Origin of the sequence: Paraburkholderia caballeronis (genome assembly GCF_900104845.1) — a bacterium.
Taxonomy (GTDB): Bacteria; Pseudomonadota; Gammaproteobacteria; order Burkholderiales; family Burkholderiaceae; genus Paraburkholderia; species Paraburkholderia caballeronis.
This window is the reverse complement of record NZ_FNSR01000003.1, coordinates 970059-989364: the sequence shown is the minus strand read 5'-3', so window position 1 is coordinate 989364 and position 19306 is coordinate 970059. Positions and strand designations below refer to the sequence as shown.

At 66.2% G+C, this 19306-nt stretch carries 7 protein-coding genes; 1 reads left to right on the top strand and 6 read right to left on the bottom strand.

Translation table 11 applies throughout. From position 1 onward, the window contains the following. Positions 1–41: 41 nt before the first annotated feature. Together BLV92_RS30920 and BLV92_RS30915 are read right to left on the bottom strand one after the other, a co-directional pair. The gene (locus tag BLV92_RS30920) at positions 42–2240 is read right to left on the bottom strand and encodes a type I secretion system permease/ATPase (protein WP_090552994.1); all 2199 of its coding nucleotides are present in this window, start codon (positions 2238–2240) and stop codon (positions 42–44) included. Beyond that, positions 2240–3565 carry a TolC family protein gene (locus tag BLV92_RS30915; protein ID WP_166676655.1) on the bottom strand — a complete coding sequence of 442 codons (1326 nt, stop codon included), beginning with the start codon at positions 3563–3565 and terminating at the stop codon, positions 2240–2242. Before BLV92_RS30915 ends, BLV92_RS30920 begins: the two co-directional genes overlap by 1 nt. A gap of 217 nt (positions 3566–3782) precedes the next feature. On the opposite strand from BLV92_RS30915, the gene BLV92_RS32295 reads away from it, so the two are divergent. Next, complete coding sequence (locus BLV92_RS32295) at positions 3783–4163, top strand: hypothetical protein (protein WP_167627176.1); 381 nt, start codon at positions 3783–3785, stop codon at positions 4161–4163. Here BLV92_RS32295 and BLV92_RS30910 read toward each other — a convergent pair. From BLV92_RS30910 to BLV92_RS30895, 4 genes are all read right to left on the bottom strand, one after another. Further along, positions 4076–14377: an Ig-like domain-containing protein gene (locus BLV92_RS30910; protein WP_090552991.1), complete on the bottom strand. Its 10302-nt coding sequence runs from the start codon at positions 14375–14377 to the stop codon at positions 4076–4078. The genes BLV92_RS32295 and BLV92_RS30910 overlap by 88 nt on opposite strands. 640 nt (positions 14378–15017) lie before the next feature. Next, entirely contained in the window at positions 15018–16082 is a 1065-nt protein-coding gene (locus BLV92_RS30905) for an acyltransferase family protein (protein ID WP_090552989.1), read from the bottom strand. 313 nt (positions 16083–16395) lie between these two features. Continuing rightward, the gene (locus BLV92_RS30900; RefSeq protein WP_244283988.1) at positions 16396–18429 is read right to left on the bottom strand and encodes a sigma-54-dependent Fis family transcriptional regulator; all 2034 of its coding nucleotides are present in this window, start codon (positions 18427–18429) and stop codon (positions 16396–16398) included. Positions 18430–18768: 339 nt separating this feature from the next. Continuing rightward, positions 18769–19275 carry an acetone carboxylase subunit gamma gene (locus BLV92_RS30895; RefSeq protein ID WP_090552988.1) on the bottom strand — a complete coding sequence of 169 codons (507 nt, stop codon included), beginning with the start codon at positions 19273–19275 and terminating at the stop codon, positions 18769–18771. Positions 19276–19306 lie beyond the last annotated feature (31 nt).

Below are 19306 nucleotides of genomic sequence, written 5' to 3'. Positions count from 1 at the left end.
AACCGATGTCGTTCGTTTCGTCTGTGCTGCGTGCGCCGCCGTTACGCGGCCGGAGGCGCGGCAGCAGGCGCGGCGGTTGCCGTGGGCCGGCTCAGTTTCGCGAGCACGTTCTGCCGGTTGTCGTCGAGCACGATGTGGCCGTTGTCGACCACGATGATCCGGTCGACCCAGCGCAGCACCGCCGGGCGATGGGTCGCGACGATCAGCGTGCGGCCTTCGAGCCACGGCTCCAGCGCGTTGACGAGATGCTGTTCGCTGACTTCGTCGAGCGAGGCGCTCGGTTCGTCGAACAGCACGACGCGCGGCGAGCGAAGCAGCGTCCGCGCGAGCAGGATCAGTTGACGCTGTCCGCCGGACAGTCCGCGGCCGCCTTCGAGCACCATGTGTTCGAGCCCGTTCGGCAGCGTGTGCAGGAAGCCGATCGCGCCGCTGAGTTTCAGCGCTTCGAGAATCTCGTCGTCGGACGCGTGCGGCTTGCCCATCGTCAGGTTGTCGCGCAGCGTGCCGTAGAAGAGGTTCGCGTTCTGCGGCAGAAACGCCACGTCGCGGCGCACGTCATACGGGTCGATCAGCGACATCTTCAGCGAGTCGAGCAGCACGGTGCCTTTTTGCGGCAGTTGCAGTCCGGACAGCAGTTGCAGCAGCGTCGATTTACCCGCGCCGTTGCGGCCGAGAATCGCGACGCGCTCGCCGCTGCGGATCTGCAGCTTGCGGATGTCCAGCGCCACGCGCTTGTCGTCCTCGCCGTAGCTGAAGCTCACGCCTTCGAGATCGAAGTTGCCGGCGATAGTCGGGCGATGCAGCACCTTCGAATGCTCGGGATGATCGACCGGGCGCTTCATCAGTTCGTCGAGCCCGGATCGTGCGACCTTCGCCTGCTGCCAGCGCGCCATGATGCCGGACACCTGCGCGAGCGGCGCGATCATCCGCGACGACAGGATCGACATCCCGATCAGCGCGCCGGTCGTCATGTCGCCCTTGATCACCGCGAAGCAGCCGGCCAGGATCACGAGCGCATAGACGAGCGATTGAAGCTCCTGCGCCCACGTCGTCAGCGCGCCGGTCAGGAAGCGTTGGCGCATGCTGATCGTCGCGGCCGTTTCGTTCAGGTGATTCCACTGGTTCTGGAAACGCGATTCCGCGCGCAGCAGCTTGATGTCCTGCAGACCCTGCACGGCCTCGACCAGAATCGCGTTGCGGATCGACGCTTCGCGCATGCCTTCTCTCGACAGCTTCGCGAGCGGTTTCTGCGCGAGCAGGCCGGGGATGATGAGCAGCGGCACGACGACGAGCGGCACCAGCGCCATCACGCCGCCGACGTACCACAGCACGACGAGGAACAGCAGGAAGAACGGCAGGTCGGCGATCGCGCCGAGCGTCGTCGACGTGATCATTTCGCGGACCTGTTCGAGTTCGCGCAACTGCGCGATGAACGAGCCGGTGGATTTCGACTGCGCGTCGCTGCGCAGCCGCAGCGCGTGGCCGAACACGCGATCCGAGATCCGCAGGTCCGCGCGCTTGCCGATCTGGTCGGTCAGGCGGGTGCGGGCGAGCCGCACGCAGAACTCGAAGCAGATCGCGATCGCGACGCCGCCGAACAGCACCCACAACGTCGGCTCCGACTGCGCCGGAATCACGCGGTCGTACACCTGCATCGAGAAGATCATCGCGGCGAGCGCGAGGACGTTGGCGACCAGCGACGCGAGCATCACGTCCGCGTAACGGCGCCAGTCGCGCAGCACGATCGACCAGAACCAGTCTTCCTGGTACGGCTTGATGTACTCGTCGACCCGCATGTCGGGGACGGCGACCTCGGGCCGGACGACGAAAATCCGCTGCACGCGCCGGACCACCTCGTCGGCGGGCAGCGCCTGCAGGATGCCTTGCTCGCCGCTGAGCCGGATCCCGACGCGGCCTTGCGCATCGACGCTCTCGATCACGCCGGCCTGGCCGCCCGAGAATTCGGCGAGGACGGGCAGCCGCCACGGATCGAGCACACCCGGCGACAGCGTTTCGGCCCGCAGCGACATGCCCATGTCGCGGGCCATCAGCCGCAGGCGTTCGTCGAGCGAGCGGTCCTGCCGCCATGCGAGCGCGACCTGCACGCGCTCTTCGGACACGTCGAGCCGGAAATGGCGCGCGAGAAACAGCATCGCTTCGAGCCACGGCGCGTGGCTTTCCGGTTTCGCGGCTTGCGCGCGGGGTTCGGCGGTCGGCGCTTCGGCCAGCGGGTCGTTCATCATGATTCGTTCACCAGTTTGAAGACGTCATGCATGTAGCCGGTGGCATTGATGTACGACACTTCGGCGGCCCACATGTCGTGCCGCGCGTTGATTTCGTCCGACTCCGCCTGGAAGATTTCGGCTTCCGAGTTGAGCAGGTCCAGCAGCGAGCGCGTGCCGAGCGACAGGTATTGCTCCCTGTACAGCTTCTGCGTTTCGACGATGCTTTTCTGGCGGCTTCCGAGCGTCTGCATGCGGGACGCGAGGCTCGTCATCTGCTCGCCGAACACGCGCCGGTCGTCGTCGGCCTGAAGCTGTTCGGTGCGGATGCGCTCGTCCGCGCCGCGCAGCGCCTCCGATGCGCCGCGCACCCGCGCGGACGGCGCGCCGCCTTCGAACAGGTTGTGCGATACGCCGAGGGTCAGCGTGTACACGCGGCCGCCCGGCGTGTAGTTGCTCGCGCCGCCGAGGTATTGATTGACGCCGGCCTGCACGGACAACGTCGGTTTCGTGTTGGACTTCGCCTGTGCGAGATCCGCGATCGCCGTTTCTTTCTCGGCTTCGGCCAACTGGACGTTCACGGCGTTTTCGACGTCGGGACGGATGCCGGCCACGGCCTGCTGCAATGCGCCCGGCGGAATATCGATGCCGCCTTCCGGCACGTTGCGGCCGATCAGCGTCGCGAGTTTGGTCCGCTGCTGGTTGACCTGCGTGATCATCGCCTGAAGCGTGGCTTCGGCCGCCGAAACGCGCGCCTCGGCCTGGACCGGGTCCGCGCGCGTGCTCGCGCCTTCCTCGGCGCGCTTGCGCGCGAGGTCGAGCAGCTTGCTGACGGCGTTCAACTGGGACCGCGCGCTCGCTTCGAGCGCCTTGAACCGTTCGAGTTCGATCGCGGTCAGCGCGGCCTGCCTTGCGATGTTGTCGACCTCCGCGCGCACCTGGAGCTGACGCGTGCGCACGCTGGATTCCGCGCTGAGAACGGCGTTTTTCACCTTGCCGAAGTCGTACAGCATCTGCGAGACGGATGCCGTCGCGGCCTGTCCGTTGCCGTACACGCCCTGATGGCCGGTGTTGATGCCGACCTGAACGGTCGGGTAGTAGCCGGCGCGCGCAACGTCGACCGACGCCTGTTGCTGGCCGACGGCCGCCATCGCGTTGCGGATCGACGGGTAGTTCGCGACGGCCATGTCGACGACTTGCCACAGATCGTAGCGCGGGCCTGATGCCTGCCGCGCTTCCGGCGTCTGGAGGCCTTCGCGCGCGAGGTTCTGCTGCAACTGCTTCTTGCGCGATACGTCGAGCACGCGGCGGACGCCGGCGGCTGCCGCTTCGTTTTCCAGCATCGCCGCCTGGTTCGGCGCATACGGCTGCTTTTCGCTGGAACGGGTTGCGAGGACCGGCGCCGCGCTCCTGTTGCGGACCGGTTCGGCTTGACTCGCGGATGGGGTTGGGGCGCCGACGTCAGGTTGAACGCCGGTTTGAGCGACGGCGGCCGGCGTCGCCGGTGCCGACGCTTGAGCAGCCGGCGGCGCGCCGTCTCCGTTCCACGTGCAATCCGGATTGCAGATCGCCGTGGGACGGGGACGACGCGCGTCGGCTTCGACAACCGGCGGGTCGGGCGGCGGCGGAGGAGGCGGCGGCGGCGCTTCCGCCGTCACCCAGTTGCAGTCCGGGTTGCAGACCATCTGCTGCCCGGCCTTCTTCGAACTGTCCGGCGCTTCTTCAGCGGTGACGGCAGCCGGCATGGCCGCCAATAAAACGATGAAACTCCATTGCCAGGTGCCGTACCGCATTTCGAGACCTCTCCGAATCAAACATTTATCTGCTGCTGTTATCGACTTTTCTGCTTACGCTCAGATCAGGATCTGGTGGTTCTGCAACAACGTGAGCAGATCCGTCTGCACGTTCACCAGCGTGACCACGGCGCTGGAGGTCAACTGACTGCCGGCGCCGTCCCGGTCGACGCTGATGACCGTGTCGTTGCCGACCACATCGACCTTCAGGTAGTCCTGCAGCCCCTGCGATGCCGCGTCGAGTTTCACCGTCCCCTGGTCGGTGAGCAGGCTCACGCTGCCCTTGTAGCCGGACAGCAGATCGCTCAGGTCGAGCAGGTCCGCATTCGCGTTCGTCAGCGTGTTGCCGACCGTGAATCCGTACACCGAGTCGTGACCGTTGCCGCCGGTCGCATCGGCGTTGTTCAGCGCCTTGTAGACGAGCGTGTCGTTGCCGCCGTTGGTCAGATAGAACACGTCGTTGCCGGCGCCGCCCTGGAACGTGTTGTTCGCCGCGTTGTCGGTGAACGAGTTGCCGTAGTTGCCGCCGATCAAGCCCTCGATGTGAGTCAACGTGTCGTTGCCCATGCCGGTTGCGACGCCGGTCATCAGGTTCACGTTCATCATTCCGCTGGCGCGGCTGTAATCGACCACGTCCATGCCGCCCGTGTTACTCCACGTGCGGCTGCCGTCCATCAGCGTGTTCCAGCCGCCGCCGCCGTTGATCACGTCGTCGCCGAGCGTGCCGTAGAACGTGTCGTTGTAGCCGGTGCCGACGACGCCCGCGGCGGTCGTGTCGTTGGCGGCATTGGTTGCCTCGGCAGTCAGCACGTACGCGTGATCCGCATCACCCGGCTGAATGCCGGTCCAGTTCAGGTTGACCGTGCCGTTCACGTAGCTCTGGTTGTAGGTGCTGCCACTGACGTGGTTGATCGTGCCGTTGTCGTTGCGCAGCAACTGCACCGAGTACGTGTCGTGCGGATCGAGCCCGTAGAAGTGCAGCAGGCCCGAACTGTCCGTCGTCACCGACGACTGCGCGTTGATCACCTGCGTCGCCACGAGGTCGCCGGCGGAGTTGTACAGCTTCACCGTGTTGCCGAAGAAGCTGTTCACGCCGTTCTGGTCGAGGATCTTGAACGTCAGGCTCGTGCCGTAGGCGACCGCGTTGTCGTTGTGGATCAGCACGGCCGGCGCGGTGTTCGAGTTGACGCCGGCGGTCGTGCTGCCCGCGCGGTACATCACCAGATCGACCGCGCCGTCCCAGTCGTAATCGACCGCGACCGCGCCGGTGATGTCGTCGTACAGCGTCGTGCCGAGCGCCTTGCCGGTGCCGGTCCACACGTTCGTGCCGCTGTTCAGGTACACCATCGGTGCTGTGGGCGCGTTGATCGGGTAGTTCGCGATGTTCTGCCGCGGCACCTCGATCACGTCCATCTTGCCGTCGTGGTTCCAGTCCACCGCGAGCGACGCGCCGCCGTCGAAGTGATTGCTCGCGGTTCCGGCCAGCGTGTCGTCGAAATACAGCGGGTTCGCGCTCATCCCGAGCCAGTTGCCGTTCGCATCGTTGCCCTGGTTCAGGTAGATGCGGCTTTCGTCGCTGTTGCCGGTGGTCGTCGGCGACTGGTAACCCCGGTTCAGATACAGGTCGAGATAACCGTCGCCGTTGAAATCGGCCCACGTCATCGAGTACGCGGTGTTCGCGTTGAAATACGCGCCATCGCCACGGAACACGCCGTTGTACATCTTGTCCGCGCCGATGCTGCCGTCCGCGTTGAACAACTGGATGTCGAGCGCGCGGCCGCTGTCCTGATCGGAACGGCCCGCGAGATCGACCGTGCCGTTGTTGTTCACGTCCACGCCGCTGACCTCAGTCTGGAACCAGCGGAAGCCATTCTGGCCCGCGTCCGCGCTCAGCACGCCGTTGTTGTTGCTGATGTACGTGTACGACTGGTCCGATTGCCACGAGAGCCCCGCGCCGCTGTACGTGACGACGAAGTCCGAGTAACCGTCGCCATACCGGTCCCACGCGATCACCGAGCCGGCCGCGCCGAACGTGTTCTGTTGGTCGAGCGGGTTCCACCACGCGGGGGTCGGGAACGTGAACGAGCTGGCGGTGTAGCTGCCGTCCGCATTCTTCGTCCACAGCGCCACCGCGGCGGAGTCCTGGCTGACCTTGCCTAACACGTCCATGTAGCCGTCGCGGTTCACGTCGACGAACACGCCCTGACGGATCACGTGGCCATAGTCGTCGCCGTTCGTCGGCGCGTTCGCGACCGCCGACGACTCCGGCAGATAGGTCGCCGAATAGCCGTTCGGCGTCACGTCGAACACCCAGCCCGAATAGGCGGCCGCGCCCGACTTCGTGCCGATCGAACTCTGGAAGAACGCCCAGTTGCCGTTCTCGTCGATCGTCGCCGCGCCCGCGCCCAGCCCCCAGTCGCCCCCCGTGGCGGTGCCGCCCCAGCCGGTCGAACTGGTGCTGCTGCCGACCGTGTTCGTCAGCGTGCCGGTGCTGGTCATCACGAGCGGGCCGAAACCCGACGCGTTGCCGGCCGCGTCCCACACCATGAAGCCGACGCTATGCAGCCCCTTGCCGAGCGACGCGTTGAAGCTCCAGTCGCCGTTCTGGTCCGCGCTCGCGTAACCGGTGATCCGGTCGATGCCCTCCTCGTAGGTGCCGTCGCGGTTCACGTCGTCCACCAGCGCGACCAGCGAGCCGGCGGCCACCTTGCCGTACAGGGTCGACGAGAACGCGTAGGCCGCATTCGTGTCGGTGACGCTCGCGATGTTCGGCGCCTGGGCGAGCGACGGCGGCGCATCGAGCGCGAGTACGACGGTCTGATCGACGAAGCTGGTGCCGGTCGCGACCACGCCGGACGCGCTGACCACCTGCATCTTCACGTTCAGCGTCTGGCTGCCGGTCAGCGCGTCGGCGCTGTAGGTCCACAGTGTGCCGCTCTGCGACAGCACCGTGACCCACGTGTGCCCATCGTCGAGCGACAGTTGCAGGTACTGGTTCGCGGTCAACGCCTTGGTCAGCGTGCCGGAGAACGTCAGCGTCTGATCGCGGGTGGTCAGGTCGCCGTTCGTCGCCGTCTGCGCGGTCGAATACACGCCCGCCACGCCGACCGACGTGTCCGTGTTCAACGCGAACGTCGAACTGATGCCGCCTGCGTCCAGCGGCTGTGTATTGATCTGCAGCACTTGCGTGGAGATCGTGCCGAGGTTGCCGGCCGCATCCTGCACGCGCGCCTGCAGCACGTAGCTGCCGTCCGCGAGCGTTTGTCCGCCCAGGTCGAGCGTCCAGTTCGTGCCGTCGAACGTGGTCGCCGGCTGCCAGCTATTGCCGCCGTCGATGCTGACGAGCACCGACGAGCCGTCGTCGACCGCCTGGTTGACCTGGCCGTTGATGACCGGCCGGTTGTCGCTCGTGATGAAGTCCGAGCCGCTCGCGCCGAGATCCTCGGTGATCGATACGATCTGTGCGAGCGCAGCCGGCGGGGTCATGTCGATCACCACGTCCTGGCCGACCGTGTCCACCACGTCGCCGCCCGCGCTCAGCACGCGCACGTCGTAGTGCACCGTCGTGCTACCCGTATAGGCGGTCGGGTCCGCGTAGATCCAGCTCGTGCCGGTCGTCGCCGCGTCGGCCCAGGTGTTGCCGCCGTCGGTCGACACCTGCACCTTCGCGCCGCCGGGCAGCGCCTGGCTCAACGTGCCGGTCACGGTGATCTGACCGGCATTCGTGATGAAGTCGCCGGCGACGCCGCTGTCGGGCGTGATGTCGGTGATCTGCACCGAGAGGCTGATGCCCGTGTCGATGAAGACCGCCTGCGACGCCGAACTGCCGACGTTGCCGGCCGTGTCGATTACGCGCACCGCGTAGTCGACTTCGCCATCGGCCAGCACGCGCGGATCGACGTAGCTCCAGCTCGTGCCGGCGACCGACGTCGCGTTGATCCACGTCGCGCCGCCGTCGATGCTGATCTGTACCGACTCGTTCGCGCCGAGCGCCTGCGACAGCGTGCCGTACACGGTCAGCGTCGTCGACGACGTGACGAAGTCGCCGGGCGTGCCGGTATCCGGCGTGATGCCGGTGATGGCCACAGCGGCCTGCGGTGGCGTGGTATCGACGTTCAGCACGAACGGCGTGCCAGGCGCGCTCTGGTTGCCCGCCGCATCCACCGCAACGGCCGTCAGGTTGTGCGTTCCCTCGGCGAGCGGCGTGGTCGGCGTGTAGTTCCAGGTGCCGTCCGATGCAACCGTAACGCTGCCGGCCAGCGAACCGTTGTCATACACGAGGATCGTGTTGCCTGGCGTGGCGCCGGAGCCGGCCAGCGTCGGCGTCGTGTCGTCGGTGTAGCCGTTCTGCGCGAGGGTGCCCTGATAGACGCCGACGTCGTCGCTCACCGTGCCGACTACGGGCGTGGACGGCGGCGTCAGATCGATGGTCAGCGTGAAGTTCGCGCTGCCTTCGGTGCCCGCGGTGTTGGCCGCAACGGCCGTGTAGGTGTGCGCGCCTTCGCTCTGCGGCGGCAGGGTGAGGCTCCAGTTGCCCTGGGCGTCCGCGGTGACGCTGCCGAGCACCGTCGTCCCTTCCTTGACCGTCACGACCGCATTGGGCGTCGCGGTGCCGGCGAGCGTCGGCGTTGCGTCGTCGGTCAGGCCGTTGTTCGCGACGTCGCCCTGGATCGTGCCGACGTCGTCGATCGCCTTCGCGATGCTCACGATCACCGTGCCGGTATCCACGGCGAAGTTCAGCGCCGGGCTGGCCGCGCTGACGTTGCCCGCCTGGTCGGTCAGCGTGGCGGTGATCGCGTGCGCGCCGTCCGCCAGCGGCGTCAGCGGCGTGAAGCTCCAGTTGCCTGACGCGTCTACCGTCGCGGTGCCCAGCACCGTAGCGCCGTCGTACAGCGTCACGACCGCGTTGGCCTCCGCGCCGCTGCCGGTGAATTGCGGCCGTGCGTCGTCGGTGGCGCTGCCCTGGGCGATTGCGCCGGTGACCGGGCCGACGCTGTCCAGCGCCGCGACCGTGGCGGGCGCGGCCGGCGCGGTCGTGTCGAGCACGATGTCGAAGCCGCCCGTCATCGGACTGAGCTGGCCGGCTGCATCGCTCGCCTGCGCGGTGATCGTCTTGACGCCATCGCCGCTCAACGTCGGCGTCGTCAAGCTCCAGGTGCCGTCGTCGGCGACGACCGTCGAGCCGACCGCGGTGCCGTTGACGAACACCGTAACGGTGGTGCCAGCGGAGCCCGTGCCGCCGATGGTCGGCGTCGCGTCGGCGGTGGTGTCGCCCTTCTGCAGCGCGACGGCTGTCTGCGCGTTGTCGTCCGTCACCAGCGTGATCGCCGGGGCGGCCGGGGCGGCGCCGAGCAGCGTGAAGTTCCAGTCGCCGGTTTTCGGTCCTTCGTTGCCCGCCCCGTCGACCGGCGCGGCCTGGAAGTCGTGCGAGCCGGGCGTGATCGGCAGCGCGGGTTCGAAGCTCCAGTTGCCGTCCGTATCGACCGCGGCGCTGCCGATGAGCGCGCCGTTGTCGTAGACGTTGACCGTTGCGACGTCGCCGCCGTCGATGTGGCCGCTGAAGGTCGGCTTGCCGTCGTCGGTCACGCCGCCATGCGCGATCGTGCCGGTGATCGTGCCGACGTCGTCGTTCAGGTCGATGGCGCTTTCGTTGAGCGCGGCCGGCGGGGTCTGGTCGCTCGGCCCGGTGGTGAGGCCGCCGGTGGCGTTGCCGGCCGGATCGGTTTCGACGACGGTGCCCGTCGCGCCATCGGGCAGCGGATTCGGGCTGATCTCCCAATGGCCGCTGTTGTCGACGGTCGTCGTGATGGTGCTGCCGTCGGGCCGTTCGACGGTGATGGTGTCGCCGGGCGTGCCGGTACCGCCGAGGCCATTGCCATTGTTTTGGTCAACGGTCAGTTGCGACTCGTCGGGCGGGGTCTGGTCGCTCGGACCGGTGGTGATGCCGCCGGTCGAATTACCGTTCGGATCGGTTTCGGTGATGGTGCCGGTGCTGCCATCGGGCAGCGGGTTCGGCGCAATTTCCCAATGACCATTCTCATCGACGATGGTCGTGACGGTCGTACCGTCCGGCCGCTCGACGGTGATGGTGTCGCCGGGCGTGCCCGTGCCGCCGAGGCCATTGCCATTGTTCTGATCGACGGTCAGTTGCGATTCATCAGGCGGCGTCTGGTCGCTCGGCCCGGTGGTGATTCCGCCAGTCGAATTACCGTTCGGATCGGTTTCGGTGATGGTGCCGCTACCGCCATCGGGCAGCGGGTTCGGGGAGATTTCCCAATGACCGTTCTCATCGACGATGGTCGTGACGGTCGTACCGTCCGGCCGTTCGACGGTGATGGTGTCACCCGGCGTGCCGGTGCCGCCGAGACCATTGCCATTGTTCTGATCGACGGTCAGTTGCGACTCGTCAGGCGGCGTCTGGTCGCTCGGCCCGGTGGTGATGCCGCCGGTCGAATTACCGTTCGGATCGGTTTCAGTAATCGTGCCGGTGCTGCCATCGGGCAGCGGGTTCGGGGAGATTTCCCAATGACCGTTCTCATCGACGATGGTCGTGACGGTCGTACCGTCCGGCCGTTCGACGGTGATGGTGTCGCCGGGCGTGCCCGTGCCGCCGAGACCATTGCCATTGTTCTGATCGACGGTCAGTTGCGACTCGTCAGGCGGCGTCTGGTCGCTCGGCCCGGTGGTGATGCCGCCAGTCGAATTACCGTTCGGATCGGTTTCAGTAATCGTACCGGTGCTGCCATCGGGCAGCGGGTTCGGCGAGATTTCCCAATGACCGTTCTCATCGACGATGGTCGTGACGGTCGTACCGTCCGGCCGTTCGACGGTGATGGTGTCGCCGGGCGTGCCCGTGCCGCCTAGACCATTGCCATTGTTCTGATCGACGGTCAGTTGCGACTCGTCAGGCGGCGTCTGGTCGCTCGGCCCGGTGGTGATGCCGCCGGTCGAATTACCGTTCGGATCGGTTTCAGTAATCGTGCCGGTGCTGCCATCGGGCAGCGGGTTCGGCGAGATTTCCCAATGACCGTTCTCATCGACGATGGTCGTGACGGTCGTACCGTCCGGCCGTTCGACGGTGATGGTGTCGCCGGGCGTGCCCGTGCCGCCGAGACCATTGCCATTGTTCTGATCGACGGTCAGTTGCGACTCGTCAGGCGGCGTCTGGTCGCTCGGCCCGGTGGTGATGCCGCCAGTCGAATTACCGTTCGGATCGGTTTCAGTAATCGTACCGGTGCTGCCATCGGGCAGCGGGTTCGGCGAGATTTCCCAATGACCGTTCTCATCGACGATGGTCGTGACGGTCGTACCGTCCGGCCGTTCGACGGTGATGGTGTCGCCGGGCGTGCCCGTGCCGCCTAGACCATTGCCATTGTTCTGATCGACGGTCAGTTGCGACTCGTCAGGCGGCGTCTGGTCGCTCGGCCCGGTGGTGATGCCGCCGGTCGAATTACCGTTCGGATCGGTTTCAGTAATCGTGCCGGTGCTGCCATCGGGCAGCGGGTTCGGCGAGATTTCCCAATGACCGTTCTCATCGACGATGGTCGTGACGGTCGTACCGTCCGGCCGTTCGACGGTGATGGTGTCGCCGGGCGTGCCCGTGCCGCCGAGACCATTGCCATTGTTCTGATCGACGGTCAGTTGCGACTCGTCAGGCGGCGTCTGGTCGCTCGGCCCGGTGGTGATGCCGCCAGTCGAATTACCGTTCGGATCGGTTTCAGTAATCGTACCGGTGCTGCCATCGGGCAGCGGGTTCGGCGAGATTTCCCAATGACCGTTCTCATCGACGATGGTCGTGACGGTCGTACCGTCCGGCCGTTCGACGGTGATGGTGTCTCCGGGCGTGCCCGTGCCGCCTAGACCATTGCCATTGTTCTGATCGACGGTCAGTTGCGACTCGTCAGGCGGCGTCTGGTCGCTCGGCCCGGTGGTGATGCCGCCGGTCGAATTACCGTTCGGATCGGTTTCAGTAATCGTGCCGGTGCTGCCATCGGGCAGCGGGTTCGGCGAGATTTCCCAATGACCGTTCTCATCGACGATGGTCGTGACGGTCGTACCGTCCGGCCGTTCGACGGTGATGGTGTCGCCGGGCGTGCCCGTGCCGCCGAGACCATTGCCATTGTTCTGATCGACGGTCAGTTGCGACTCGTCAGGCGGCGTCTGGTCGCTCGGCCCGGTGGTGATGCCGCCAGTCGAATTACCGTTCGGATCGGTTTCAGTAATCGTACCGGTGCTGCCATCGGGCAGCGGGTTCGGCGAGATTTCCCAATGACCGTTCTCATCGACGATGGTCGTGACGGTCGTACCGTCCGGCCGCTCGACGGTGATGGTGTCGCCGGGCGTGCCCGTGCCGCCGAGGCCGTTGCCATTGTTCTGGTCAACGGTCAGTTGCGACTCGTCAGGCGGCGTCTGGTCGCTCGGCCCGGTGGTGATGCCGCCGGTCGAATTACCGTTCGGATCGGTTTCGGTGATGGTGCCGCTACCGCCATCGGGCAGCGGGTTCGGCGAGATTTCCCAATGACCGTTCTCATCGACGATGGTCGTGACGGTCGTACCGTCTGGCCGTTCGACGGTGATGGTGTCGCCCGGCGTGCCCGTGCCACCGAGGCCGTTGCCATTGTTCTGATCGACGGTCAGTTGCGATTCATCAGGCGGCGTCTGGTCGCTCGGACCGGTGGTGATGCCGCCAGTCGAATTACCGTTCGGATCGGTTTCGGTGATGGTGCCGCTACCGCCATCGGGCAGCGGGTTCGGCGAGATTTCCCAATGACCGTTCTCATCGACGATGGTCGTGACGGTCGTACCGTCCGGCCGTTCGACGGTGATGGTGTCGCCGGGCGTGCCCGTGCCGCCGAGACCATTGCCATTGTTCTGGTCGACGGTCAGTTGCGATTCGTCGGGCGGCGTCTGGTCGCTCGGACCGGTCGTGATGCCGCCGGTCGAATTACCGTTCGGATCGGTTTCAGTAATCGTACCGGCGCTGCCATCGGGCAGCGGGTTCGGCGAGATTTCCCAATGACCGTTCTCATCGACGATGGTCGTGACGGTCGTACCGTCCGGCCGTTCGACGGTGATGGTGTCACCCGGCGTGCCCGTGCCGCCGAGGCCGTTGCCGTTGTTCTGGTCAACGGTCAGTTGCGATTCGTCGGGCGGCGTCTGGTCGCTCGGACCGGTCGTGACCCCACCGGTTGAATTACCGTTCGGATCGATCTCCGTAATCGTGCCCGTGCCGCCGTCCGGCAGCGGGTTGGGGACAAATTCCCAATGGCCGTTCTCGTCGACGATCGTCGTGACGGTGCTGCCGTCCGGCAACTCGACGACGATCGTATCGCCCGGCGTACCAGTGCCCGACAGTCCGTGCTGGTTGTTCTGGTCAACGTTCAATTGCGATTCGTCGGGCGGCGTCGAATTCATCGGCCCCGTCGTTTCGGGGGCCGAATTGTTTCCTGACGGATCGGTTGCGATCAGCGTGCCCGATTCGCCGTCCGCGAGCGGATTGGGTCCGAAGCTCCAGTGACCGTTGCCGTCCGCAACCGTCGTGACCGTGCTGCCGTCCGGCAGCGTCAGCGTGATGGTGCTGCCCGGCTCCGCGGTGCCGCTCAGTTCGCCCGCGCCGTTATGCTCGATCGTCGGATCGGCCGGCGGCGTCACGTCCGTCACGCCGGTGCCGAGCGGCCCGACCGGGCTCCCATTCGAGTCCGTGCCGCTCACCGTGCCCTGCTCGCCGTCCGCGAGCGGATTCGGATTGAAATGCCAGATGCCGCTATCGCCCGTGACGGTGGTTACCGTCGAGCCGTCCGGCCGCGTCAGCGTGACCGTCGTGCCCGGATCGGCCTTGCCGACGAGCCCGTACATGTTGTTCGACAGCAGTTCGAATGCGCCCGGAGCCGACGGCGTGCCGGGCGTCTCGGCGTGCGCAACGGGGCCACGCGACGAACCTCCCGACGACGACACGCCCGCCGCCACCCCCATTCCGACGCCGGCAGCCGCCATCGCGGCAAGCGGCAGCCATGGGAGAGCGCCCGCGGACGCGTCGAGCAACTGATCGGGCGAATCGATCGGCACGAGCGTCAATTCGCCGGACGAAGCCGCGTACTCGGCCTCCCAGAACGATCCGCTTGCAACGTCGTGAATCACGAAGTCGCTCGTCGCTGCGCCGTCCGGTCCGAAGAAGTTTTCGATGGTGACCACTTCGCCGGTCTTCAGCTTGACGACGAGCCTGTTGCCGTCGCGCGCGATCGACTGGATCTGCGACGGCGGAATGTCTGCCGTGATGACCGACGGATCGATCAGACGGACCTGGTTGCCGTTTTGTGCAACGGTTTGTCCAGTCTTTTTTGCGACGACGTGAATAGTGACCACCTTTCCTCCAGATCGAATACGAGTGCGTGCTGTCGATCAGCATCGCGAAAATATGACGGCAAACTGAACCTGCGCCCTGACAGCGGACCGGACGAGCAGCGCATCGCAATGAAGCCGCCCATCTGTCACAGTTCGTTTGCATTGCATTTCCAATGCACGGCGACGGAATGGACGCTTCAAAAAGAAACGAATTACGCCGTGGGACCAGGCCCAACGCATTGCGCTTCATCAGGATCGACGTTTCGACGGCCGTGGATTTGACGTTATGTGACAAAAACCGGTGGCAGACGGCCAATTCCGATGGGAATGGTCATTGTCGAAGTCGGTGGTAGCCCCATACATCGAATAACTTCGAAACGGCCTAGAGGCGGCCGCCGTCGAGTCGCGATGTCGTGGTGATTCTTGACACGAACTCAGGTTTGTCGCGTAGGAGAGTCGGTATCGCCTGCTATCGACGTAGGACGTCGGCAGGTCTTGCAGGCTGGGGAGAGGCGGGAGGGGCAGCCTGTGTCGAGCTTCATCGCGTCACGCATGAGGAGGCGGCGCGGCACAGCATTCGAGAAAAGGAAGGCGGTTCGTCATCGTCAGCGGCGAACCGCTTCGCTTCGAGCGCTACACGACGCATGTACCACAAAGCGCGTCAGCCAGGATTCCTGTCAGCGGTTCTACGCGCGCGTACGAAGCGCGGCAGGGGCACGACCAGCGGCAGCTTCCCGTTCAGCAGAAGACGGGCGTTCCGATGCAGCGGTCTATCCGCGAACCAGTAGAGCCCGCATCCGAGCGCGGTGCCCACGATGGCGAGCGACGCGATGCCCGAAGCCGACGCCGCGTCGAAGCCGTCGATCACCGACGGCATCAGCTTGTGCGCGGCTTGCACGCAGTACGGATGACTCAGGTAAGTCGCGTAGCTCGCGTTGCCGACGAAGATCGCGCCGCGCGACAGGAGGCTCGTCCCGATCATCGATTCGAGGCTGAGGCAGCCCGTCACCATCAGGAACGACGGTCCGCCGAAGTAGAGCAGCGGCGCGTCGGCGAAACCCTTCCACTGCGCGAACGCCATCCAGCCGTACATCGCCGCGACGACGGCAGCGGCCGCGACGGGCCGGACCCGCACGCCATTGCGCCATAGAAGATACGCGGCGAAGCCGAGCGGAAATTCGAACACGCGCTCGTGCGACACGAATTCGGCGATTGCTGAACGCGAGCCGGACGCCTTTGCGGCGAACCAGATCGCGGCGATCGCGACCGCGATGAACAGCAGGCGTTTGCGGCGCACGAGCACGAGCGAAAGCGCGGAGACCAGATAAAACATCATCTCGTAGTTCAGCGTCCAGCCGACGAACAGCATCGGGAACAGATGGCCGCTTTCCTTGCGATACGGGATGAAGAACAGCGATTGAAACAGGTGGCCGACGTCGGCGGTCGTCGAATTGAACAGCGCGGGCAGCGTCATCGCGCCGACGAAGACTGTCATCGTCATCAGCCAGTACAGCGGGACGATCCGCGCGATGCGGTCCGCCAGGAACTGGCGCGCGGTGAGCCCTGGCGTGTCGATCACCAGCGCGATCACGAAGCCGCTCAGCACGAAGAAGATATCGACGCCGAATTCGCCGAATGCCGGTCCGGACGTCGCCATCGCATGAAAGCCGATCACTGTCGTCGCGGCGAGCGCGCGCAGGATGGTCAACGAATGAAGCTTGTTCATGGGCGGCTCGTCGGATGTCGATGGGTATGGCACGATCGCATCGGCGAAGCGGAAGCGCGTGGTACTGCATTGTCATCTCGAACCGGTGCGCATGAAAACGCCGATGTGTGCGGGGCCGAACGGAGGCGGGCAGATAACGCGAAGGCGCGGCGGAGGACGGACACGAAGCCGCCATGTCCGTATGTGTTGACTTAATGGAGCACGCGGCGATGGGGTTGCGACAGCGTGGGGATCGCGCAACCATCCGGTCGTGATTTCAGCCGTCGTTGCAGACCTGCCGATACAGCGTCGCGGTACAGAAACGCGCTGCGCTTCACCCCGAAGCGCCGTCCGGCCGCCGCATCCCGCGATGCCGGCGCACTTCGCCGACCGCATCCGCGAGCCCGTACCGGCGAATCTTTTCGTACAGCGTGCTTTTCGCGATCCCCAACTGGCCGGCCGCCTGCGTCAGATTGCCCGCATGGCGCGCCAGCGCGCGGCGGATCGATTCCGCCTCGACGGCCTGCAACGATGCGCTCGTTTCGTCGCCCGCCGCGTCGAAGACCGCAAACGGAGCGCCGATCGTTTCGGCGTTCGCTGCGACGATTTCCGCCGGCAGGTTGGCGGAGGTAATCACCGGGCCGTCGGTCATCAGCAGCGCGCCCTCGATCGCGTTGCGCAGTTCCCGCACGTTGCCGGGCCAGTCGTAGTCGAGCAGCCGCGTCAGCGCGTCGTCGTCGAACGAGCGCGGCGGCAGGCCGTAGCGTTCGCACAGCCGGCGCAGCCAGTGCCCGATCAGTTCCGGCAGGTCGTCGCGGCGTTCGCGCAGGCTCGGGATCGACACCGTCGTGACCGCGATCCGGTAGAACAGGTCCATCCGGAACGTGCCGTCGGCGATCGCGTCCTTCAGGTTCCGGTGGGTCGCGGCGACGAGCCGGAAGTTCACCTTGCGCGGCGTGTTCTCGCCGAGCCGGTAGATCTCGTTCTCTTCGAGCACGCGCAGCAGATGCGGCTGGATGTCGAGCGGCATCTCGCCGATCTCGTCGAGGAACAGCGTGCCGCCGTGCGCGGCCTCGATCTTGCCGACCGCGCCCGAACGGCGCGCGCCGGTGAACGCGCCTTCCGCGTAGCCGAACAGTTCGCTCGCGAGCAGGTCGCGTGACAGTCCGCCGCAGTTCAGCGCGACGAACGGGCCGCCGGAGTTCGCGCTCGCGCGATGGATGCTCTGCGCGAACAGTTCCTTGCCGACGCCGGTCTCGCCGAGCAGCAGCACCGGCACCTTCGACGGCGCAAGCTGCCGCGCTTTCGCGACCGCCGCGCGCAGCGCGGGGCCGCGTCCGGCGATGCTTTCGAACGCATCGGTGCCGTCCGTTTGCCGTTCGGGTTCGATGAGCGCAGCCGGTTCGCGCACGCGGCGCGCGGCGGCATCGGGGATCACGATCAGGAAGCCGAGCGGGCCGTCGGTGTCGCGGATGGTTTCGACGTGCGCGCGCAGCAGCCATTGCGGCCTGCCGGACGTGACGGCGTCGGGCGCCGGCAGCACGAAATCCGCGTCTAGATCGATATCGAAGCCGAGACGCCGCAGCGTCGGCACGACGTGCGCATTCGCCTTCACGAACCGGCCGTGCTCGTCGACGAGCAGCACCGCGTCGCGTCCGCCGAAGTGCGCGGCGCAGCGGTCGAGCAGTTGCAGGCGGCGGCCCATCGCGTTCTTCGCGATGCGGTTCTCGATCCGCGCCGCGAGCGACACCGTCAGCGCGAGGCAGTAGCGGCTATACGTGTCCGCGAGGCCGGACACGTCGATCACGCCGAGTATCCGGGCGTCCACCGGGTCGCGGATCACCGCCGCCGAGCAGGTCCAGCGCTTGATCCCCGCACAGAAGTGTTCCGCGCCGTGGATCTGCACCGGCTGCTGCAACGCCAGCGCGGTGCCGATCGCGTTCGTGCCGCAGTTCGGCTCGATCCAGTTGAAGCCGGCGATCAGCCCGGTTTCGCCGGCCGGCTCGATCGTGCGCATGTCGCCTTCGTGCTGGAGGATCAGGCCGTTCGGGTCCGCGAGCAGCATGATCGTGCCGGTCTGCGACAGCAGTTCGCGGGTCTGCTGCATCAGCGGCGCGCTGGCGTCGATCAACTGGGCGTTGCGGTCGCGCCATTGCGCGAGGCGGTTTTCGCCGACCGGCGGCGGCGCGCGATCGACCGCCGGATCGACGCGGCTGTCGAGGCACCGCCGCCACGAATCGTCGACGACGCTGCGCACCGCGTTCGGCCCGAACTGGCCGCCGCCGACCAGATGCTCCCATGCGGACATGATGCGGGCGTCGTGTTCGGGACTGGGAAACCAGTCCATAGGCGTGCCGGCCTGTTGCATGTCGTGTCTCCTGGCGGCCGGGAGGACCGCGCGGCCGGCCGTCGTGCGGCCGGCTGTTTTTTGTCGGGGATACCACCTCGTCGCGGCGCGTCCGGCGCGCCGCTGCGCACATCGTACTCCGATCGGATCGCGGGCCGCCGCCCGGAGCATCCCTGAGTTCGCAAGTTCCGCACCAGCGGCCGACGGGGCGCAATCGCTGCTTCGGCGGTGCGCGGCGCGTCCGGAAACGAAACGGCCGTCCGGATTCCGGACGGCCGTTATCCGTGCGCCGCAGTGCGGCGGCGCACGGAACAGGGGGGCGGTCGCACCCGCCGGGGTGCGACAGGGGGGCGCGACGCGCTAGTCGGCGCGCTCGGGCACCGGCAGCTTCACCCAGTCGGCGTAGAACGCGTCGATGTCGGGCTCGAAGTCGTGGATCACCGGATACCACGGCGTCGGCGCCTCGACGTCGTGCATCGTGCCGCAGTCGGGGCAGTAGTACTCGCGATAGACCTGCCACTGCGTATCCGGCGCCATCAGCCGCGGATACACCTCGTCCATCGCCTCGTCCGAGTCGCGCACGTACACGTTCGCATGCAGCTTCCAGTTCTGCCGGTAGTCGCAGAACGTGTGGCCGCAATCGCACTGCGTGACCCACTTCTTCGTCGCCGCCTGCTGCACGATGTACAGGTGCGGCCCGAGCGGCAGCACGATGCGGTCCTGCCAGCCGAGCTTCTTCTGCAACGAATCGACGTACATCTGAAAGCGTTCGCTGTCCTTCGGCATCGACAGCATCCGCAGTGTCGTGTCCCAGTCGAGTTTGCCGTCGACCAGGTTCGCGATCTGTTCCTTCGTGTATGTGGACATTTCGTTTCCTCTGTTGAGCGGTTCGCGCCGG